We start from the raw sequence: 20457 nt of genomic DNA on the forward strand, positions 1-20457 counted from the left end.
GGATCAACAACCGCCTTTACACGGCAGAATGTCCGAGTATGAGGGCGAAAATGGCAGGGATGTTCGTGGTGGCGATCGGGCTCGCCGGGTGCGGGTCGATCACCGCGGCGCAGCCCTCACCGACCGCTCCCGGCGTGCTGGACGTGGCCAAGGCCTCGCCGCCCACCCCCGGCGGCGAGGTGGGCGGGGCGTCCACCGAGTTCGCGGCGGCCACCGACCTGGCCGCGTGGACCAAGTTGAGCGCCACCGAGAAGGACGTCGACCGCATCGCCAAGCTCGACGTGAACACCACGGCGAAGGGCTCGTTATACCTGGAGCCCAAGACGTCGACGTGGTTCGACGGCTTCCGGGGTCCGTTCGTGTACCAGGAACTGGCCGGCGACATCGTGATGTACGCCCGGGTGAAGGTCGAGGGCAAGAAGGGCGCCAAGCCGAAGCGGAAGTTCTCGCTCGGCGGGCTGATGGCCCGCGTCCCCGCCTCGTACGCCAATCCGAACTGGGTGTCCGTGACCACGGGCACCGCCGAGAAGAGCGGCCAGGTCGAGGCGAAGTACACCTTGAACGGCAGCTCCAAGCCGCTGGAGACCGCGGTCAAGGCGGGTTCGGTCGATCTCGTGCTGGCCAGGGCCGGGCGGCTCGTGGCGGCGTTGTACCGGGAGCAGGGCGGCGCCTGGAAGGTCGCCCAGCGCTGGCCGGCGCAACTGCCCGAGGTGCTCCAGTGGGGCCTCACGGCGTACACCGACTGGGACAGCTACGCGACGCTGAAGAAGGACGCAGCGAAGGGCAACGCCAAGCAGGTCAAGGGCCTGCCCGACCTCAAGATGACCGTCGACTTCGTCCACTTCCTGCGCCCGGAGCTCCCGGAGTACGCCGACCCGCTCAACACCGCCTCGGTGTCGGACGCGGCGCTGATCAAGACGTTGACGCCTGCCGGTGCCTGACCGCCTTGGCCATGTAGTTGTCGGGCGTGCGGGCGAAGGAGGCGCGGTCGTCGTCGGTGAGCTCGCGGACGACGCGGCCCGGCACGCCCGCGACGAGCACGCCGGCCGGGATGCGCTTGCCGGGCCCGATGACGGCGCCCGCCGCGATGAGGCTGCCGGCGCCGACGCGGGCGCCGCCGAGCACGATCGCGCCTATGCCGATCAGCGCGCCGCGCTCCACGTACGCGCCGTGCACCATGGCCTTGTGGCCCAGGCTCACCCGCGGCTCCAGGATCGCCGGCTCGCCCGCGTCGGCGTGCAGGCAGCACAGGTCCTGGACGTTGCACTCCTCGCCGATCTCGATCCGCTCGTCGTCGCCGCGGAGGACCGAGCCGTACCAGATGCTGGACGCGCGTCCCACGCGCACCCTGCCGACCACGACCGCGCCGGGCGCTATGTACGCCTCGGGGTGAATGTCGGGGACGGCCCCGCCGTCCAGCGCTGCGATGTACACCCGCCCCATCGTAATTCCCGCTCCACGTCAGGCGTTCCGCTTGCGGACGTGGGCAGATGGCAGGAGAGTCGTTTCCTGACGTCTCGCTGCCAGACCCTCACAACCCGCAGTTATCCCCCGGCTCACGCAAACCTTTAGGTAACCCCCATGACAAACCAGCACGAGAGCATTCCCGATCTGATGCAAGAGGACACCTTCGAGGTCGTGATGCGCGGTTACAACCGCCGTCAGGTTCACGACTACATGACGCGGACCCGCAACCAGATACGGGATCTCGAGGAACGGCTGGCCAGGGCGATCGAGCAGGCCGAGCAGGGCCGTGTCGAGCTGGCCGAGGCCCGGCGGCGCATGGTCGAGGCGCCGCAGAACTACGAGGACCTCAGTCCCAGGCTGGCGCAGATCCTCAAGCTCGGCGAGGAGGAGGCGGCGGCCAAGCGGGCCGACGCCGAGACCGAGGCCGCCCAGCTGCGCGAGGCCGCCGCGACGGAGGCCGAGCGGCTCGTGTCCTCGGCCCGCGCGACCGCCGACGAGATCCTGACCTCGGCGCAGGCCGAGGCCGAGCGCCGGGTTGCCGAGGCCACGGCGGCGGCCGAGGGCATGCTGGCGCAGGCCGGCTCCGACGCCGAGGAGCAGCTCACCACCGCCCGCGCGGAGGCCGACGAGACCCTGCGCGCCGCTCGGGCCGAGGCCGAGCGGCTGGTCACCGGTGCCGAGCAGGAGGCGGCCCGGCTGCTGGAGTCGGCGAGCACCGAGGCCGACCGGACTCTCACCACCGCCCGGAACGAGGCCGACTCCGCCCTGGAGGAGGCCAACCGGCGCGTGGCCGCGCTGGACGAGCACGCGGGCCGCCGCGTCGAGTACCTGACCAACACCCACACCGAGGTCGTGCGCCGGCTGAGCGAGATCGGCTCGGTGCTGGGCGACCTCATGCGGACCGAGAGCGCGGCCGGGCCGCTGGTGCTGGAGCAGGGCCACGCTGGTGAGAGTCATGCGGGTGAGGGCCACCCGGGGGGCCGGGGCGCCGCCTCGCCGTCCGACCACGCCTCGCCGTCCGACCACGCCTCGCCGTCCGACCACGTCGCGTCCAGCGACCACGCGCCGCACGACGCTCACACCGCGCCGGTCGGCCGCACCCCGCGCGACGCCCACGCTGCCCCGGGCGATCACGCCTCGCCGGACGCTTCACCGCAGGACCAGGCGCAGGACCAGGGGCAGGCACCGGAGCAGGCGCCGGGTGAGCGGCCGTTCGACCAGCGTGCCTTCGAGGGTCAGGAGGCGACCACGCCCCTGCCCGGCTCACCGCAGGAGCCCACGGACCAGGACGACGTCCGCATCATCGTCGAGGACGACGCGCCGCGACCGGGAACGCCGAACGGACCCCGGCTGTCCGACGACACCGACGTCAACCTGGGCCGCCTGTCGGACCTGCGCCAGTAACGCCGTCGCGGGCCGAGTCCTCAGCCAAGTGAGGACGCGGCCATGAAGAGCGGAAGCCTCCGCCCCCGATCGGGTCGGAGGCTTCCGCGCACATGGCCCCGTTGGTGGCCCGGTGCCGGGGCCGCCGAGACGCTGGACCCGGCACCGGGCTGCTCGTGTGTGCGCCCGCCCTCGGCCTGGTGCGGCCGGTGGCGCGCGCTAGGACGGCGCGGGCCCGGCGCGCCGCTCCGGGTCCCCGGTCGCGGCGGCCGGATCGCCGGCCCTGCTCTCCTGCTCCCGGAGTCGTTCGCGCAGGTCGTCCGGGTCGTCCGCGTCGATGGTCATCGCGCATCCGGCGTCGCGCTGCGCGTCGCTGAGCGGTTGGTGACGTGTCGCCCACCAGCGGCCCGCGTCGCTTCGCCAGATGGTCCACTGGGGAAACTCCCGGGCGATGTCGGCGAGGTGCCGGTCAAAGGACATTCTGGTGCATCCTTCCGGGGCCCCCTGCGAGGTTCCATCTCCTTGAAGGGTGCGCGACTTCTCTAGAGAAATCTATGATCGCAAAGGTCAGGTCAACGTACCCGCTTGACAACCTCGCTTGACCTACGCGTCGAAGTCGTACTGGAGTACGTAGGCCGCCGAGTCCAGCACCATCTCGTTGTACTCGACGGGCATGCCGCCCGCCGTGTACGCGGTGCGGGCGATCACGATCACCGGTGTGCCGCCCGGCAGGCCCAGCAGCTCGGTCTCCTTGGGCGCGGGCATGCGGGCCCGGATCTCCTCCGTGAAGTGCGCCGGCGCGAGCCCGAGGTCGCGCAGCCTGGCGTAGACGCCGCCCGGCCCGGTGTCCGCTGTCGTGATGGCGCTGCCCTCGACCGCGCGCGCGGGGAAGTACGAGGTGGCGAGCTGCACCGGCCGCCCGTCCACGGAGTAGCGCCGCCGCCGGACCCACGACTCGCGGCTGTCCAGGATGTCGGCCACGTCCTCGGGCACCTCCTCGCGCAGCACCTCCACCTCGTCCACGGTGAACGGCCGGCCGCGCGCGTCGGCGTCCCAGATGGCGCGTCCCTCACCCCACTGGTCCCGCGCGAGGCGGCGCGAGCCGTGCCTGCGTATCGGTTTGAACAGGCGCACGTAGACCCCCGACCCTCGTTTGGGGACGGCAAGACCTTCGTTGATGAGGACGGCCAGCGCCTGCCGTGCGGTGGCGCGGGCGATCGAGTAGTCGGCCATCAGCGCGTTCTCGCCCGGTAGCCGGTCCCCGTCGCGCAGTTCGCCGGACAGGATCCGGGCGCGGAGGCCGTCGGCGATGCGTCGATAGATGGGGGGATCGTGGGGTACCGGGGATTCAAACACGTTTGACCACCCTCTGTCACCAACCGGGTTTGGCGTCTCCAGAGAACTTGCCCCGTCTTGTCCACGATCGCACAGATACGCAGGTTGGTCGCGTGCTTCTTTTGAGCGAATCGTGCCCATGTGGCGAACCGGAAAGGGTTTCCACCGACCGTTATTCGGAAACCGTGCGCGCCTTTATCGGGGCCGCCCACCAGCGGCGAGTAACCAGTGCGGCCAGCACCGCACCCGCCGTGTTGACGAGCACGTCGTCCACGGACGAGTAGCGGCCGAGCCGCAGGAGGTACTGGAAAACCTCCACCGTGAGCGACGCGGCGGCGGCGACGGCCGCCACGCGCGCCGCGGAGGCGAAGCGGGAGCTGCGCACGGGCAGCAGCGCGCCCAGGGCCGCGAACACCAGCAGATTGCCTCCGACCTGCGTCAACACCGCGCCGGGCGGCGCGCCGGCGAGAGTGACGAGGTCGGTGAACGGGACGAGACTGACTCCTTCCTGACCGGTGGCGGGGGTGAGGATCATCCACAGCCAGGGGAGTGTGCCGGCCACGATGCCGACGTCGGCCAGCGCCGTGCGGGCCGGTGCCGGGTGGCCCGAGCGGGCGCGGCGGCGGGCGAGGAGGTAGGCCAGGGCTGCCGCCAGCGGTAGCGCCATAACCGCAGGGATGATGATATTTCCCCACAGCTCCCAAGTCCGCGCCATCGGACCATCATGAGGGCCGCATCAGGGGTACGAGAACCTGTCCTCCGGGACAGCCCCGCCCCGCCCTTCACACACCTCCCTGACCCGCTCCCTTTACTCCTCCACCTGCTTTCTGGGGGGCGTCCACCGGGCGGCGTCGAGAGCGGGAGGAAGGGAGCCGAGCCCTCCGATCCCTCCCGCTCTCGTCTCCTCGCGCCTCCAGTGCGGGCGGCGAAAGGGAGTGTCCTCTGAGCGGCGCCCGTAGGCGAGGAGGAAGGAAGGTGGTCAGGGGACGGGGAGGTGGGTGTCGAGGAAGTCGAGGGCGATGCTCCAGGCGCGCCGGGCGGCCTCCGGGTGGTGGAACGTCGGCGACTCGCTGTTGTGGAAGGCGTGCCCGGCCTCCTCGTCCACGTACACCCGCACGTCGGGCCGTCCCTTCGCCGCCTCCTCGACCTTGGCCACCTGCTCCCGGGGGATGTACGGATCGCTCCCGCCGAAGATCAGCAGCAGCGGCGAGGTGATCCGCTCCATCAGCCCGGTGGCCTCCGGCACGGCGGAGCCGTAGAAGGACAGGACGGCGTCGAGCTCGGCCTGTGTGGCGAGCATGTAGTCCACCGAGCCGCCCAGGCAGAACCCGAGTGCCCCGAGCCCGCCCGTCACCTCGGGCAGCCCGCGCAGGTGGACGAGCGTGAGCGCGCAGTCGGCCACGCCCTGCGGCAGGTCGAACCCGGAGGCCAGCTCGATCGACGCGGCCGTCCCCTCGGGGGTGTGCTCGCCGATCCAGCCCGGCCGCAGGCGCCAGAACAGGTCGGGCGCCGCCACCACGTAGCCGCGCGCCGCGAGCTCCTCGGCGACCTTGGTGATGTACGGGCCGACGCCGTAGATCTCCTGGACCAGCAGGATGCCGGGCCCGCTGCCCCGGTCGGGCAGCCAGAGGTGGACGTCGAACGAGCCGTCGTGTGCCGTCACCTGATCGATGCGCTTGTCCATGCTGTCCAGCATCGCGCATCCCGTACGAGAGCCGAGCGGAATGACCGCTGCCGCGCGGCGTCCCGCGATGCGAAGCTGATGTCAGGCGACGCGGACAGGACGGTACGGCATGCAGGACGAATGGTCGGACGCGGTGGACATCAGGGGACAGGCGGCCGGGCGGCTGGCCGAGGCGGCACGCTCGGGCAAGCCGTGTCCGCCGGTCAGGGATCTCATCGGCACGCTGGGCGACGCCTACGCCGTGCAGGAGATCGCGACCCGGCGGGCGCTGGAGGAGGGGCGGCGCCCGGTCGGTCGGAAGGTGGGGCTGACCAGCGCGGCGGTGCGGGAGCGGTTCGGCGCCCGCGACTGCTCCCACGGCGTCCTGTTCGCCGACATGGCGTTCCTGGACGGGGTGCCCTTGTCGGTGGAGCGGTTCCTCCAGCCGATGGCGGAGGCGGAGATCGCCCTGGTGCTGGGCCGCGACCTGGTGGGCGGGCCCTTCACGGTGGCGGAGGTGATCAGGGCGGTGGACTTCGCGCTGCCCGCGATCGAGATCGCCGACTCGCGTGTGGCGGGCTGGGACATCACGCCGGTCGACACGGTCGCCGACAACGCCTCCGGCGGCGCGTTCGTGCTGGGCGGCACGCCCGTCCCGCTGGCCGGGCTCGACCTGCGGGCGGCCGCGATGACGATGACCCGGGCGGGCACGGAGGTGTCCACCGGATCCGGCGCGGACTGCCTGGGGCACCCGCTCAACGCGGCCACCTGGCTCGCCGGGGTGGTGGGCCGCACCGACCGGCCGCTGCGCGCGGGCGACGTCGTGCTGACCGGGGCGCTCGGCCCGGTGGTGCCGGTGGAGCCCGGTGACGTGTTCGAGGCGCGGGTCGAGGGACTCGGGTCCGTGCGCGCCGTGTTCGAGCGGTGATCCGGAGGAAGGTGGCGGGCCGGGCACACACGATGAGCCGGGTCCGGCCGGTGATCGGCACGGCCGGGAGGGCCGCCGCGGCGGCCGTGGCGTTGCTGGTGAGCGGGTGCGGCGCCTCGCCCGCGATGCAGGTGCGGCACGACCCCGTGGTCAAGGTGGGCGCGATCGTCTCGCGGACCGGCGTGTACGCCAGGCTCGGCGAGGACATGGAGACCGCCATGCGCCTCTACCTGCAGGCCCACGACGGCATGCTGGGCGGCAGGCCGGCGCGGCTTCTGGTCGCAGACGACGCGGGCAGCCCCGACCAGGGGCGCAAGCAGGCCAGGCGGCTCGTGTCGGACGAGGGCGTGAGCGTGGTCACCGGCCTGGTCTCCTCCCCGGTGGCCGTCGAGGTGGTGCGGGAGGTGGCGGGCACCCCCGTGGTGATCGCCAACGCGGGCGCGGACGAGCTCGGCGGCCCGGCGGTGTTCCGGGTGTCGTTCACCAACCGGGAGCAGGGCGAAGCCGCCGGCCGGTACGCGGCGCAGGTCCGCGGCCGGGTGCGGGCCGTGGCGATGGCCTCCGACTACTCGGCGGGCGTCCAGACGCTCGACGGGTTCGCCGAGGGCTTCGGGGCCGAGCCGATCAAGCGCGTGCTCACGCCGTTCGGCGACGCCACCGACCTCGGTCCGTACCTGGGCCGCGTCCCGGCGGACGCCGAGCTGCTGTACGCGTTCTACGCGGGGGCGGAGGCGGTCTCGTTCGCCAGGGCGTACAAGCAGCTCGGCTACGACCGGGAGGTGGAGCTGCTGGCCTGCCAGCAGCTCACCGACGAGGACGTGACGACGGCCGTCGGCGCCGACGCCGAGGGGATGACCAGTGTGGGCCTCTACTCGCCGGCGCTGGCCAACGCGGCCAACACCGCGTTCACGGCCAGGTGGCGGGCGGCGACCGGGCGCGACCCGTCCACGGTGGCCGTGCAGGGCTGGGACGCCATGCGGCTGATCGACCTGGCCGTGTCCGAGGGCGGGGCCGAGGAGGGCGACCTGGCGCGGGCGCTCGGCGAGGTGCGGGAGGTGGACAGCCCGCGCGGCACGTTCCGGCTGGACCCGGTGACACACAGCCCGGTGCAGAACTGGTACGCCCGCCGCTACGAGAACGGGGTGAACCGGGTCATCGCCACCATTCCGCCCAGGTGAATCCCAGGGGCTGACGGCGGAGGGCTCGCCCGGCGGGGCGAGACGCGTTCCCTCCTGAGAGGGAGGCGGAAGATCGCCGGTCTCGGCGATCCGGTGCCAGGGCGTGATCGACAGGATGGAGGCAGCTCAGAAACCCCTTCCGACCTGGAGATACGCTGCCATGAACCGCACCCGCCTCGCCGCCGCCGCGCTGGCCGTCGCCGCACTCACGACCGTCGCCGCCGGCCCGGCGGCCCTCGCCGCGACCCCCACCGCCACCGCCCTCACCGCCACGCAGGGGACGGCCGCGGAGATCCCGCCGATCAACGAGGCGGCGCTCAAGGCCGCCATCGCCGGCCTGCCCGGCGCCGACGCCACGGCCGCCGAGGTCCGGATCGGCGGCTCCAAGGGCTCCTGGCGCGGCGTCACCGGCGTGACCGACCTGCGCGCCAAGCGGCCCGCCCGCGAGGGCGCCCGGTTCCGCGCCGGGAGCGTCACGAAGATCTTCACCACCGCGGTCGTGCTCCAGCTCGTCGCCGAGGGCCGGATCTCGCTCGACGGCACCGTGCAGGAGTACCTGCCCGGCCTGCTCCCCGAGGACTACCCGGCCGTCACCGTCGGCCAGTTGCTCAACCACACCAGCGGCCTGCCGTCGCCGAAGGTCCCCGGCGGCATCGAGTGGGTCTACAAGACCCGCTTCCAGAAGTGGACCCCCGACCAGTACGTCGCCAAGGCCGTGGAGAACCCGATCGAGTTCACCCCCGGCACGCGGCAGCACTACCTCAACACCAACACGTTCGTCGCCGGCATGCTCATCGAGAAGGTCACGGGCCGCTCGTACGAGCACGAGATCACCACGCGGATCCTGCGGCCGGTCGGCATGCGCGACAGCTACCTGCCCGGCGACTCGGTCCGGATCAAGGGCCGGCACAACCGCGGCTACCAGGTGGTGCCCAAGGGCTTCCCCGGCTCGTTCGCGCACGGTGACGCGTACCTCGTCGACATGACCGAGATGAGCGTCACCTCGACGTGGGCCTCGGGCGACCTCATCTCGACGACCCCCGACCTTGAGAGGTTCGTCAAGGCGCTGTTCTCCGGCAAGGTCGTGCCCGCGGCGCAGCTGGAGCCGATGTTCACGGTCCCGGACGTCAAGACGTACGGCACGGACAAGCCCGCCGTCTACACCTCGGGCCTGTCGCGGATGGAGCTGCCCGGCGGCATCGTCGCCTACGGCAAGACGGGGGCGCGGTACGGCTCCGCGTCCGGCCTGGGCGCCACCCGCGACCTGAGCCGCACCCTGGCCTACTCGGTCAACTCCACCGACGCCAAGGCCCAGGGCCAGAACCAGCGGGCCCTCGCCATCGCGCTGGCCGCCTTCGCCAAGTAGGTCAGGGACGCTCGTCCAGCGCCTTGACCGCTCGCTTCGGCGCGATGGCCCGGTAGCTCTCCTCGACCCAGTCGAGCAGGATCTCCGTCTCGGGCAGCTCGGCGAGGAACGGCACCGTCACCCAGCCGGCCTTGCCCAGCCCGTAACCGGTGGGCGCCGCGCCCTCGACGGTCAGCGCGTGGCCGTTCGCCTCCGAAAGGAGCTTCACGGTGAAGCTCGGCGCCCACTTCTCGCTCGGCTCGTCCATGCCGAGGAAGAGGAAGACCTTCTTGCCGACCTTGACGACGCTCTCGCCCCACGGGTGGTCCTCGCGGGTCTCGGGCAGGCCGAGCGCGAAGTCCCGCAGCTCGTCGCGTACTCGTGCCCACTCGGTCATGTCGTCCTCCTGAAGTCCGCCAGCTTGGCCTCGATGGCGTCGCGGATCCGGTCCCGGGCCTCGGCCCGGGGAACGCCCGCCATCAGCAGCCGGTCGTAGTCGGTGTCGAGGTGACGGATCGACGCCACCACGGCGAGGGTGATCGCGTTCGCGTCGAGCGCCCTGGCCGCCGCCGTGCGGCCGACCCGGCCGCTGCCGCGCAGGGCGGCGTGCGCGGCGATCTCCTCGGCCCGCTCGGCCGGGCAGCCGGGGAACAGGACCCGGATCTCGGCCGCCATCCGCGTACGGTACTCGACGTCCTGCTCGGCCCGGCGCTCCCGGTCGCGGTCGCGGCGGCGCAGCCGGGCCTCCCCGTCGGCCAGGCAGCGCTCCTCGGCCAGGGTGAGCGCCCGCTCCTCCACCAGCAGGCCCTTGCGCTGGTAGACCTTGCGCCGGCGGTTGTACTGGACGACCACGGCCGCGAGGCCGCTCTCCTGCTTGGCCCGGCGGCTGAGCGCCGCGTCACCCGACGGCAGGAACACCAGATGGTCCATGTCCGCGCACGTCAGGCAGTGCGGCCGGTCGTCCTCCATGATCAGGTACGGGCCGGTGTCGCCGCACGAGGCGCACGTCCACGCCTCCAGCGGGGCGACGGCCACCAGGTCGGGGGCCTTGCTCTGGCGCTCGGCGAGCCGCCGCACCCGCGCCTCGCTCAGCTCCGGCGACACCCAGTGGACGCGGAACGCCTCCTGCGGATGGTCGCCGGCCGTGAACCGCAGGTCGCGCCGGTCACGCCCGCCCGACACGTACGACGCCTCCATCGGCCGCAGGCCCTGCTTCTCGGCCCACTCGCGCAGCAGCGCCGCCGCGGTGAGCAGCCGGTCGTCGTCCACCGCCGCCAGCTCGGCCAGCGTGGCGGCCCTGCCCTGCCGCCAGGTGTCGACATGGCGCGAGTGCAGCCAGCGCAGTCCGGTGACCACGTCCACGAACGTCACGTACTTCCGGTTGGCCAGGGCGATCCCGGCGGCCTCGGCCACCCGGCGGGACAGGTTGGGCTTGCTCACGCACCCCAGTGTGCCGCCTCTTTGACCTTCGATCGGCTTCGCTTGGGCCGATCCCGGCAAGGATGCCAGCGGATCCGGCGTGCCGGGTCAGGCAGTTCCGGAGGGATCTCGCCCCTCCGGAGATGTCCGGCACCTCCGGAGGGGATCGTGCGCCTGTTCTGGCCCGCCGTACTCGTGCTCGCCACGTCCTGCGGAGTCGGCGACAGCGGGCTGCCGCTGGTGACCGGCGCGTTCGGGACGGAGCCGGCCGTCGCGATCCCCGCAGGCGAGCCGGGGCGCATCCCGCGCGTGGCCGTGCTCTCCGCCGGCCAGGGCCGCCGGACCGCCACCGGCGACGTGGTGCTCGCGGACGTGTCCGTACGCCTGTGGTCGGACGGCAGCAGGCAGGCCGGCACGTACGACGACCGGCAGCCCGTCGCGGCGGTCTTCGACGGCCGCGAGGTGCCCGCGACCTGGCACGAGGCGCTCCTGGACCGGCCGGCCGGCAGCCGCGTCGTGCTGGTCGCCGAGGCGGCGCAGGCGGCCGGGCCCGGTGTCCCGCTGGACGGGGTCGACCCCGAGGCGGTCGTGGTCGTGGTCTTCGACGTCCTCGGCGGCTACCCGCCGGACGCGCGCCGGGTGGGCAAGCCGCTGCCGACCGTGCCCGACGGCCTGCCGCTCGACGGGCCGAGCACGCTCATCGACGGCTCCGGCCCGGAGGTTCGGGCGGGGGCGAGGGTGGTGGTGCAGTACCTGGCGATGCGGCTGCCCGGGCGCCGGATCGTGGACTCGTCCTACCGGCACGGCGGGCCGAGCGCCGTGACGCTCGCGCCGGGAGCGGCGCCCGCGTCCTGGGTGTCGGGGCTCGTGGGCGGGCACGTGGGCGCCCGCCTGGCCCTGCCCGAGCCCGGCCGGGCCGAGGGGGAGCGGACGGTGTACGTCATCGACATCCTCGACGCCCTGCAGCCCGCCTGAACGTCCGTACCCGCCCACCCTTCAGACCTTCACCCCACTCGTGCGAGACGGGGAAGAGGCCCGGTGAGTGCAGAGGGCGGCGAGACGTGGGGCGGTGGGAAAAGGGCGGTGGCCCGGCGTCAGGAGGAGACGCCGGGCCACCGGGAGGAGGGAAGGAGATGGCTTCAGATCAGCTGCAGTGCTCGAACTCGCTCGTGTAGGTGGCCGTGCCGACCGAGCCGCCCCACTTGACGCACTTGTCCGCGGCCGCGGCCTGGACGGGGCCCGCGTAGTACGTGAAGTTGCCCGAGTCGGTCTTGCGCGTGGCGCCCTTGACCTCCAGGAAGGCGCTGGTCGCGCTGGCCTTGCCGAGCGAGGTCTTCTTGATCGTGGCGACGCAGTTCTTGCCGGACGCGCTGCTGTACATCAGGTAGACCGTGCCGCTGGTGCCGAGGGCCTGTGAGTCGATGGTCTTGTAGCCGGTGCCGCAGACCTCCTCGGCGGTGTGCGGGTTGGTGGCGCCGCCGCCGCCCGTGCCGCCGGTCACGTAGCTCATGTACTTCGTCCAGTTCCAGTTCGAGCCTGGGTCGGTGTGGTCGGCGCCGGGAACCTGGTTGTGGCCGACGATGTGGCTGCGGTCCTTCGGGATGCCGTAGCGGTCGGCGATGCTGCGGGTCAGCGCGGCGGAGGAGCGGTACATCTGGTCGGTGAACCAGGACGCGTTGTTGACGTAGCCCTCGTGCTCGATGCCGACCGAGCGCCGGTTGTAGTTGCCGGCGTGGAAGGCCCGGTTCTTCTCGCGCACCATCTGGGTGATCTGACCGTCGGAGGAGCGGATCACGTAGTGGGCGGAGCTGGGGTTCGGGCGGGGACCGGTCTGGAACCAGGAGATCGAGCCCGCGTACGAGCCCTGCGTCACGTGGATGACGATGCGATCGATCTTGTCGCTGGTCGGCCGGTTGGAGACGGCGTAGTTGCTGCTGTGCGCCGCCTTCCAGAGAGCGCCCGGGTAGTCGACGGCCGCGGCGAGGGCGCGCGGCGCGTCGTCGGCGTACTTGCCGCGCTCCGGCGTCACCTGCGCGGGCTGGGTCTGCACGCCCTCCGCGTCGACGCCGGAGGCGAGGGCCTCGTAGACGGCGTCGGCGTAGATGCGCGCCGTGGCGTCGTCGGCCACGTTGCCGTACGCGGCCACCGCGCCGTACCACTTGCCGGCGTTCTTGCGGGCGGTGGCGTCCAGTTCGAGCGCGTCGGCCTTGGCGCGCAGCACGGCGGCGCCGCCCAGGATGTTGGCCGCGTCGTCGGTCTTCAGCTTGGCGACGGTGAGGGAGGTGAGCTTGGCCGCCTCCTCCAGGGACTTGGTCTCGGGGTTGCTGACCAGGTGCATCACGCCGTAGCCGCCGCTGGCGCTGGGCTCGCCCTCGTGGTTGTCGAGGTGGGTCTCGGCGTAGCCGAGGGCGACCAGCAGGTCGCGGGGCACCTCGTACTTGGTCGCGGCCTGGGTGAAGGCGTCAGCGAGGGGGTTGGCCGCGGTGGTGGCGGCGGGGGTCGCGGTGGCGGCCTGGGCCACCTGCTGGCCGGACAGTGCGATGAGTCCGGCGATCACAAGAGTTGTAGTCTTCATCATCCGCAATGCTCAGAGGGACTGTTGTAGGTGGTGGAACCGGCCGAGCCGCCCCACTTGACGCACTTGCCGGCGGCAGAGGCGGTCACGGGGCCCGCGTAGTACGCGAAGTTGCCGGAGTCGGTCTGGCGGGCGGCGCCCGCGACCTCCAGGTAGGCGGAGACCGCGCTGGCCGTGCCGATCGACCTCAGCTTGATCGTGGCTACGCAGTTCTTGCCGGTGGAGCTGTTGTAGAGCAGGTAGACCGTGCCGTCGGCGCCGAGCGCCTGGGAGTCGATCACCTTGTAGCCGGAGCCGCAGACGGACTCCGCGGTGTGGGGGTTGGTGCCGCCGCCGCAGGTGTTCCTGGAGGTGACGGTCTGCACCGGGTAGCCGAAGGTCACGCCGTCGAAGACGGCCTTCTGGATGTTCGCCGGGTAGCTGCTCCCCTTGCGGACCTCGAAGTGCAGGTGCGGGGTGATGTTGTTGCCCGGCTTGCTGGTGTTGCCCACCGTGCCGATCGTCTGACCCTGCGACACGGTCTGGCCGGCGCTGACCGCGCGGCTGTTCAGGTGGGCGTAGTAAGTGGCGTAGCCGTCACCGTGGTCGATCTTCACCAGATTGCCGAAGCCGTTGGTCGAGCCCTGGTGCGCGGAGATCGCGACCGTGCCGGAGGCCGCGGCGACGACGGTGTCGCCGAGGTCCGCGTCCGCGGTGCTCCCCCGGTTGAAGTCGATCTCGTACGACTGGTGGGCGCTGCTTCCGCTGGAGTTGCCCGTCCAGCTCTGGCCGCACGGGAACGGCAGCTGGAAATTCGGTGCCGCGAAGGTCGTGGCCGTCTCCGCCGTGGCGGTGGAGGTCGGCGCCGGCACCGGCGAAGCCGTGGGAGACGGCGCGGGGTCCGCGAAAGCGGCCGTGCCCGTCCCCAGGGTGACTAAGAGCGCGAAACCCGTGATCAGCGCTCCGTTGAGCTTCATCGGGTGATCCTTTCTAGTGGGATCTCTGAGACAAGGGTCTGCATATGGCGCACAAGAAACGTCCAGACCCGGTACAAAGAGCTGTCACGCCTCCATAAGGAGCAGATGCGGTCATGACGGTCACTTTTCACGTGCTTGGGCCGCTGGAGGTCCGGACATCGGGTCAACCCGTCCGGATCTCCGGCAAGAAGCCACGCCTGCTGCTGGCCACGTTGTTGCTGGAAGCGGGCGGGGTCGTCGGTGCCGACCAGTTGGTCGAGGTGCTCTGGCCCGAGCGCCCGCCCCGATCCGCGCAGGCGAACCTGCGCACCTATGTGAGCTCGCTCCGGACAGACCTGGGCGAGGAGGGCCGATGCCTGCGCGGCAACGGCTCGGGTTACGCCATCGACGTGCCGGAGGGCGCGCTCGACCTCTTGGTCTTCGAGAATCTGGTGGGCCAGGCCCGCTACGAGGAGGCGCTGTCCCTGTGGCGCGGCGCCCCCCTCGCCGACCTGCCGGGCAGCCCGCTCTGGGACCGCCGCATCGATCCCCTCCACGAGGTGCGGCTGCGCGCGGCCGAGGAACTGATCAGCCGGAGGATGGACCGGGGCGACCACGCCGGCGCGGTCAGCGAGCTGCGCGGCCTGCTCGCCGAACACCCCTATCGCGAGGACCTGTGGGGACGATTACTCCTGGCCCTGCACCGGGGCGGCAGGAAGGCCGAGGCGCTGCGCGCCTACGCGACGGTCCGGCAGCTCCTCGTGGACGAGCTCGGCGTCGAGCCGGGCGCCGGACTGCGCGCCGCGTACGAGTCGATCCTCGCCGACGAGGCGCCGCCCGCCGCCCCCCGCCAGCTCCCGCCCGACCTTCCCGACTTCACCGGCCGGGCCGACGCCCTCGCCGCGCTGAACGAGCCGTTCCAGGTCGCCGTCGTCTCCGGGCGGCCCGGAGTGGGCAAGACAGCGCTGGCCGTGCACGCCGCGCACGCGCTGCGCGAGAGGTTCCCCTCCGGTCAGCTCTACCTCGACCTCGACGGCAGGGAGCCGACCGACCTCCTCGCCGAGGCGCTGCGGGCGCTCGGCATCGACCCGCCCCCACCCACGCTGCACGAGCGCTCCGCGCTCTTCCGTTCGCTGCTCGCCGAGCGCCCCATGCTCGTCCTGCTGGACGACGCGCTCGACGCCTCCCAGGTACGGCCGCTGCTGCCGGGCAACGACTCCGTGGTCATCATCACCAGTCGGCGGCGCATCACCGAGCTGCCCGGCTCCCGCCACGTCGACCTCGGCGAGCTGCCGGCCGACGAGGCCCTGCAGTTCCTCGGCCGGATCGTCGGCCCCGACAGGGTGGCCCGCGAGCAGGAGGACGCCCGTGCCATCGTGGAGGCGTGCGGCCGGCTGCCGCTGGCCGTGCGCAGCGCCGGGGCGCGGCTCGCCGGCCGGCCCGGCTGGTCGCTCGCCGTGCTGCGGCAACGGCTGGAGGACGATCGGCTCAGCGAGCTGCAGGAGGTGCGCGTCAGCCTCGACCGCAGCTACCGGGACCTGCCCGACGAGGCCGCCCGCATGCTGGGCACGTTCGGCCGGCTCGGCACCCTCGCGCAGCCCGGCTGGGTGGTCGACGCGGCGCTCGACCGGCATCGCGCTGACGATGTGACCGATCTCCTGGTCGACGTGAACCTGCTGGAGCTCGTCGGCACCGACCCCGTCGGCCAGCCGCGCTACCGCGTGCCCGACCTGATCCGCCGCCACGCCCTCGAACGCTCGCCCGACCGCGACGCCCTGGGCCGCGTGCTGGCCGCCTGGACCGCGACCACCGAGCACGCCATGGCGCGGCTGCCCACCACCGTCTTCAGCCTCATCGCGCCCCGCACCCCGCGCTGGCGCCTGCCCGAGCAGACGCTGGAGCGGCTCACGTCCAACCCGCTCGGCTGGTTCGAGGCCGAGCACGACTCGCTCGTGGCCGCCGTCGGCGTGGCCGCCGAGGCCGGGCTCGCCGAGTCGGCCTGGGGCCTGGCCGCCGCCATGGTCCCGTACCTGGACCTGCACTGCCGGCTCGACACCTGGCAGCGCACCCACAGCGTCGCCCTGGGGGCCGCCCGCGCCAACGGCGACACGTACGGCGAGGCCGCCATGCTGCGCGGGCTCGCCCAGGTCGCCCTCTACCAGGACCGCTACGAGGAGGCGGTCGACGGGTTCGTGCGTTCCCGCCAGCTCTTCCATGAGCTGGGCGACGTACGGGCCGAGGCCACCACGATCTGCGGGCTCGGCGCGGTCAGCCAGTTCCGCGGCCGGCCGGCGCAGTCGCTCGGCCACTTCAAGCGGGCCCTGGCCATGTTCCTGGCCGCCGACGACCCCCAGGGCGAGGCGCTGGCCCGGCAGGCCATCGGCAGGGTCTGCCTCAAGTCCGGCGACCTGACCCAGGCGTCCGAGTCGCTGGGCCAGGCCATGCGGCTGGCCCAGGAGCTCGGCGACTCCCACCGCGAGGGCTGCGTCTGCCTCCAGATGGGGCAGCTGCACGAGGCGATGTCCTTCCACCACCACGCGCTGGACATCTTCGAGTCGCTCGGCGACCGGCACTGCGGCGCGTACGCCCTGCAGAGCCTGGCCCGGCTCCAGGTGCGCCGCGGCGAGCTGGCCCCCGCCTCGGCCGGGCTCGAACGCTCGCTCGAGGTCTTCCAGGAGCTGGGGGACCGCAGCGGCGAGGCGTCGACCACGCAGCTCCTCGGCGAGCTGTACCGCACCGCGGGCCGTACGGGGCTGGCGCTCGACTACCTCAAGCAGGCGAGCGACCTGCGCCGCCGCCTGCCCGTCTAGACCCCGCCCGTCTGGGCGTCCCCGCTCGGCTGGACGGGCCGCTTCGTCGGGACGTGCCGGATCGTTCCGGTCGTCCCGACGTGGCGGCGGGCAGGGGCTCCTGGCCGGCCGGCGGCTCCTCCACCTCCACCCGCCCTCCGTGCGCGTCCGCGACGGCGGCGACGATGGCGAGGCCGAGCTCCGTGCTCCCGGCCCGCCGCGAGCGTGAGCCGTCCCCGCGCGCGAACCGGCCGAACACGTGCGGACGGGATGTCGTCAGGATGCCGTCGTCGGGATGCCGTCGTCAGGAACCGGAGACGATGCGGCGGACAAGCCGCCTGAGGCGGGACCGCTGCGGGATCCCGCGCAGGGCGTCGAGCGCCTCGGCCGCCGAGGGCCGCTTGGCCGGCGAGTGGTCGAGCATCCGCCGCACCACGTCGGGCACCTCGGGGCCGAGCGCGTCCGGCCCGGCCGGCAGCTCCCCGGCGAGGAGCTGGTAGGCGATCACTCCGGCGGCGTAGACGTCGGAGGCGGCCGTCATGCGGTCGGGCCGGTCCTGGCACTCGGGCGCCACGTAGTGACCGTCGAGGACATTGCTCAGCTCGTGGGCCACCGTGAAGTTGCGCGGGCCGGGCTTGGAGTAGTCGAAGCCGGTCAGCACGGCGTGGCCGTCGTCGGTGACGAGCACGCAGGCGGGTGTGAGCGCGCGGTGGATGACGCCGTGGGCGTGCGCGTGCGCCAGACCGCTCAGCAGGTCGGGGATCACGAACGGCGACCCGGCGCCTCGGCCGGGGCTCAGATGCAGCGCCTCGCCGTGGACGTCGTCGAGCACCAGCACGAACCGGCTCTCGTCGTCGATGGCGAAGAAGTCGCGCGACCGCACCACGCAGGGATGGGGCGGGATGCGGGCCAGCGACTGGTAGGCGTTGGCGATGCGCTGCCGCTCGGCGGCCCGGGCGGCCTCGTCGGCGAGCGGGTCGGCCTGGTAGACGCGCAGCAGCACGGTCTCGCTGCCCGGCAGCGTCGCATTGAACGCGCGGTACTCGGTGACCCTGGTGTCGCCGCCGAGCTGCTCCTCGACCTCCCAGTTGCCGTACCTGGGGGGCGCGGTGCTGCGCCGTACGGTCTGGTTCAGCGCGTCGAGGATCGCCGTCAGGTACGGCCGGGCGTCGGGGCTGCACCCGCGCTTGACCCGCGACGCGTCGGCCAGCATCGGCACCAGGCCGGCCAGGTCGGTGACGTGCGCCGCGTCGCGCCCGGTGGGATCGACCAGCTCGGCGTCGGGCGAGGTGAGCACGACGAGGCTGTCGACGTAGACGCGTTCGAGCTGGGTGGCCCGGGACACCAGCAGGCCCTTGAGCGCCCGGGCGGTGCCCCGCAGCTTCGTCACCGGCGACCCGAACGCCTCCCGGCGCGGCGGGAACCAGCGCGACCCGGACACCTGGATGCGGCCACGCGTGCCCTTGACGTCGACCACCACCAGGGAGTGGCCGGTCAGGACCAGCAGGTCCACCTCGAACACGTCCTCGCCGCGGGGCACCTCGACGTTGTGCAGCAGCAACCACTCGGCCGGGGCGTGGTCGCGCAGGTAGGCGATCACGCGCCGTTCGGCGTCGTTGACCGGACGTCCCCCGCCGACGATCTGTGCCATGGGCATATCCTCGCACGTGGATGCATTGACAGCATGTTGTCGTTATGACAGTATGTTGTCATGATTAAGACGAAGAAGCCGGTACATGTAGGGATTTACGACACGTGGGCCGACTGGGAGGTCGGGCACGCGATCGCCCACCTCCGGGCCGAGCGGTTCCACCGCGAGCCCGGCGGCTACGAGATCGTCACCGTCGGCCTGTCCGCCGAGCCGATCACCACCATGGGCGGCCTGCGCGTCGTCCCCGACATCGCTCTGGAGCGGCTCTCGCCCGACAGCAGCGCCATGCTGATCCTCCCGGGCGCCGACCTGTGGGACGCGGGCGACACGCTCGCGCCCTTCGCCCGGGCGGCCCGCGCGTTCCTCGACGCGGGCGTGCCGGTGGCCGCCATCTGCGGGGCCACGGCGGGGCTGGCCCGCGAGGGGCTGTTCGACGAGCGCGACCACACCAGCGCCGCGCTGCCCTACCTGGAGGCCCAGCCCGGCTACGGGGGCGCCAAGCGCTACCTCGACCGCGACGCGGTGACGGACGGCGACCTCATCACCGCCGGGCCCACGGAGCCCGTGGCCTTCGCCCGCGAGATCCTCGGCCGCCTCGACACGTACCGGCCCGAGGTGCTGGACGCGTGGTACCGGCTGTTCGCCAAGAGCGACCCGTCGGCGTTCGACGTCCTGATGTCGGCATGACCGGGTCCTCCGATGCCTCTGGGCCGGAGGCGGGCGATGCGGCGGCCTTCCTGTCGGCCGCCGCGTTGACCGCCTTCCGGCTCAACGGCCAGTTCCTGGAGGTCGCCGAGGAACTGGCCCGGCCCGCCGGGCTGACGGCGGCGTGGTGGCAGGTGCTCGGCGCCGTCCTGCCCGAGCCGCTGCCCGTGGCCGGCATCGCCCGCGTCATGGGCATGACCCGCCAGGGGGTGCAGCGGATCGCCGACCTGCTGGTGGAGCGGGGGCTGGCCGAGTACCGACCCAACCCGGCCCACCGCCGCGCCAAGCTGCTCCAGCCGACCCAGGCCGGCCGCGACGCGATCGCTCTGATCGACCCCGGGCACCGGCGCTTCGCCGAGCGCCTGGTCTCCCGGCTCGGCGAGGCGGAGGCGCGCGAGTGCCTGCGCGCCCTGCGCCGCCTCTCGGCGACTCTCGACGAACTCTCCTCCTGACCGAATGGCGCGCTCAAGATTTGGATGATCGTGCTTAAAAACGTCCGCGGGTCGCGCCATTCTGTATATGCCGGTGATTCGTACGTGCCGCGGAAAGCGTGTGTGCCAAGAAAACGAGGTGGCTCCTTGACCGCCAGGAGGCTTTCTTGGGTTGCGACGCCCGCCCGGTGCCGGGATCGTTATTGACGGCACCTCACCGCCCCGTACAAACGACTATGGCGCCGGTGATTTCCGCGCCGATCAATGGAGGAAACAAACATGATCCGTCGTATTCTCGCCGGTGCTGCCATCGCGGGCATCGCGCTCGGTTTCTCCGCCACCGCTGCCTCGGCCGACCCCAACCCGTACAACAGCGGCAACAGCGTGCTGAGCCAGTTCAGCGCGCTCGACAACGCCACCGTGCTGAACGGTGTGCTCAACGACTCGGTCAAGGACATCGACGTCCTCAACGTCGGCAAGCTCGAAGAGGCCAACGTCATGGTCCTCAACAACGGCTGACCCATCGTCGCGGGGCGCGGGCGCGCGGTGCCTCGCCGGCTCTCCGGCTCCCCGCCGGTCGGCCGGCGGCCGCCATCCCCGTGCGATCCAGCGCCTCATCGACCTCAGAACGGCCGCGACTCCCCACGCGGGAG

21 protein-coding genes are annotated in these 20457 nt (G+C 72.4%); 10 read left to right on the plus strand and 11 right to left on the minus strand.

The genetic code is table 11. The features are described from left to right. Nucleotides 1-50: 50 nt before the first annotated feature. On the plus strand, nt 51-941 hold the full coding sequence (locus AB0H81_RS03635; RefSeq protein WP_358368686.1) for a hypothetical protein: 891 nt from the start codon (nt 51-53) through the stop codon (nt 939-941). Here AB0H81_RS03635 and AB0H81_RS03640 read toward each other — a convergent pair. After that, entirely contained in the window at nt 913-1434 is a 522-nt protein-coding gene (locus tag AB0H81_RS03640; protein WP_358368689.1) for a gamma carbonic anhydrase family protein, read from the minus strand. The genes AB0H81_RS03635 and AB0H81_RS03640 overlap by 29 nt on opposite strands. Before the next feature lie 147 nt (nt 1435-1581). Between AB0H81_RS03640 and AB0H81_RS03645 the strand changes: the two genes are divergently transcribed. Further along, complete coding sequence (locus tag AB0H81_RS03645; RefSeq protein WP_358368692.1) at nt 1582-2871, plus strand: hypothetical protein; 1290 nt, start codon at nt 1582-1584, stop codon at nt 2869-2871. A gap of 198 nt (nt 2872-3069) precedes the next feature. Here AB0H81_RS03645 and AB0H81_RS03650 read toward each other — a convergent pair whose 3' ends face one another. From AB0H81_RS03650 to AB0H81_RS03665, 4 genes are all read right to left on the minus strand, one after another. Further along, nucleotides 3070-3330, minus strand: coding sequence for a hypothetical protein (locus AB0H81_RS03650; RefSeq protein ID WP_358368695.1), 261 nt, complete (start codon nt 3328-3330; stop codon nt 3070-3072). 123 nt (nt 3331-3453) lie between these two features. After that, the gene (locus AB0H81_RS03655; RefSeq protein ID WP_358368698.1) at nt 3454-4206 is read right to left on the minus strand and encodes a GntR family transcriptional regulator; all 753 of its coding nucleotides are present in this window, start codon (nt 4204-4206) and stop codon (nt 3454-3456) included. A 151-nt stretch (nt 4207-4357) separates the two neighbouring features. After that, nucleotides 4358-4852 carry a VanZ family protein gene (locus AB0H81_RS03660; protein ID WP_358368701.1) on the minus strand — a complete coding sequence of 165 codons (495 nt, stop codon included), beginning with the start codon at nt 4850-4852 and terminating at the stop codon, nt 4358-4360. A 312-nt stretch (nt 4853-5164) separates the two neighbouring features. Then, nucleotides 5165-5869 carry a dienelactone hydrolase family protein gene (locus AB0H81_RS03665; RefSeq protein ID WP_358368704.1) on the minus strand — a complete coding sequence of 235 codons (705 nt, stop codon included), beginning with the start codon at nt 5867-5869 and terminating at the stop codon, nt 5165-5167. Nucleotides 5870-5978: 109 nt separating this feature from the next. On the opposite strand from AB0H81_RS03665, the gene AB0H81_RS03670 reads away from it, so the two are divergent. The 3 genes from AB0H81_RS03670 (at nt 5979) to AB0H81_RS03680 (ending at nt 9320) form a co-directional block, all read left to right on the plus strand. Further along, nucleotides 5979-6776 (plus strand): fumarylacetoacetate hydrolase family protein, encoded by a 798-nt coding sequence (locus tag AB0H81_RS03670; protein ID WP_358368707.1) that lies wholly within the window; start codon nt 5979-5981, stop codon nt 6774-6776. Beyond that, the gene (locus AB0H81_RS03675) at nt 6773-7954 is read left to right on the plus strand and encodes an ABC transporter substrate-binding protein (protein WP_358368710.1); all 1182 of its coding nucleotides are present in this window, start codon (nt 6773-6775) and stop codon (nt 7952-7954) included. Before AB0H81_RS03670 ends, AB0H81_RS03675 begins: the two co-directional genes overlap by 4 nt. Before the next feature lie 160 nt (nt 7955-8114). Beyond that, on the plus strand, nt 8115-9320 hold the full coding sequence (locus AB0H81_RS03680; RefSeq protein WP_358368713.1) for a serine hydrolase domain-containing protein: 1206 nt from the start codon (nt 8115-8117) through the stop codon (nt 9318-9320). 1 nt (nt 9321) lies between these two features. Here AB0H81_RS03680 and AB0H81_RS03685 read toward each other — a convergent pair whose 3' ends face one another. Together AB0H81_RS03685 and AB0H81_RS03690 are read right to left on the minus strand one after the other, a co-directional pair. Beyond that, nucleotides 9322-9696 (minus strand): MmcQ/YjbR family DNA-binding protein, encoded by a 375-nt coding sequence (locus AB0H81_RS03685; RefSeq protein WP_358368715.1) that lies wholly within the window; start codon nt 9694-9696, stop codon nt 9322-9324. Continuing rightward, nucleotides 9693-10739 (minus strand): DUF2293 domain-containing protein, encoded by a 1047-nt coding sequence (locus AB0H81_RS03690; protein ID WP_358368717.1) that lies wholly within the window; start codon nt 10737-10739, stop codon nt 9693-9695. Before AB0H81_RS03690 ends, AB0H81_RS03685 begins: the two co-directional genes overlap by 4 nt. A gap of 147 nt (nt 10740-10886) precedes the next feature. Here AB0H81_RS03690 and AB0H81_RS03695 point away from each other — a divergent pair, with 147 nt between their 5' ends. Continuing rightward, nucleotides 10887-11693 carry a hypothetical protein gene (locus tag AB0H81_RS03695; protein ID WP_358368719.1) on the plus strand — a complete coding sequence of 269 codons (807 nt, stop codon included), beginning with the start codon at nt 10887-10889 and terminating at the stop codon, nt 11691-11693. A gap of 169 nt (nt 11694-11862) precedes the next feature. Here the strand turns inward: AB0H81_RS03695 and AB0H81_RS03700 are convergent, their stop codons facing one another. Then, nucleotides 11863-13296: an N-acetylmuramoyl-L-alanine amidase gene (locus tag AB0H81_RS03700; RefSeq protein WP_358368722.1), complete on the minus strand. Its 1434-nt coding sequence runs from the start codon at nt 13294-13296 to the stop codon at nt 11863-11865. Beyond that, nucleotides 13293-14249 carry a M23 family metallopeptidase gene (locus AB0H81_RS03705; protein ID WP_358368725.1) on the minus strand — a complete coding sequence of 319 codons (957 nt, stop codon included), beginning with the start codon at nt 14247-14249 and terminating at the stop codon, nt 13293-13295. Before AB0H81_RS03705 ends, AB0H81_RS03700 begins: the two co-directional genes overlap by 4 nt. Before the next feature lie 113 nt (nt 14250-14362). Between AB0H81_RS03705 and AB0H81_RS03710 the strand changes: the two genes are divergently transcribed. Next, a complete protein-coding gene (locus AB0H81_RS03710; RefSeq protein ID WP_358368727.1) occupies nt 14363-17038 on the plus strand; it encodes a BTAD domain-containing putative transcriptional regulator in 2676 nt (891 codons plus the stop codon). Here the strand turns inward: AB0H81_RS03710 and AB0H81_RS03715 are convergent. Then, on the minus strand, nt 16998-17300 hold the full coding sequence (locus AB0H81_RS03715) for an ATP-binding protein (protein ID WP_358368834.1): 303 nt from the start codon (nt 17298-17300) through the stop codon (nt 16998-17000). The genes AB0H81_RS03710 and AB0H81_RS03715 overlap by 41 nt on opposite strands. Nucleotides 17301-17321: 21 nt before the next feature. Then, a complete protein-coding gene (locus tag AB0H81_RS03720; protein ID WP_358368729.1) occupies nt 17322-18668 on the minus strand; it encodes an NERD domain-containing protein in 1347 nt (448 codons plus the stop codon). 60 nt (nt 18669-18728) lie between these two features. Here AB0H81_RS03720 and AB0H81_RS03725 point away from each other — a divergent pair, with 60 nt between their 5' ends. The 3 genes from AB0H81_RS03725 (at nt 18729) to AB0H81_RS03735 (ending at nt 20323) form a co-directional block, all read left to right on the plus strand. After that, nucleotides 18729-19355, plus strand: a complete 627-nt coding sequence (locus AB0H81_RS03725) for a DJ-1/PfpI family protein (RefSeq protein ID WP_358368732.1) — start codon at nt 18729-18731, stop codon at nt 19353-19355. Continuing rightward, nucleotides 19352-19825 (plus strand): MarR family transcriptional regulator, encoded by a 474-nt coding sequence (locus AB0H81_RS03730; RefSeq protein WP_358368734.1) that lies wholly within the window; start codon nt 19352-19354, stop codon nt 19823-19825. Before AB0H81_RS03725 ends, AB0H81_RS03730 begins: the two co-directional genes overlap by 4 nt. A gap of 258 nt (nt 19826-20083) precedes the next feature. Beyond that, nucleotides 20084-20323: a hypothetical protein gene (locus AB0H81_RS03735; RefSeq protein ID WP_358368737.1), complete on the plus strand. Its 240-nt coding sequence runs from the start codon at nt 20084-20086 to the stop codon at nt 20321-20323. Nucleotides 20324-20457 lie beyond the last annotated feature (134 nt).

The organism is Nonomuraea sp. NPDC050691, assembly GCF_040654455.1.
Lineage (GTDB): Bacteria > Actinomycetota > Actinomycetes > Streptosporangiales > Streptosporangiaceae > Nonomuraea.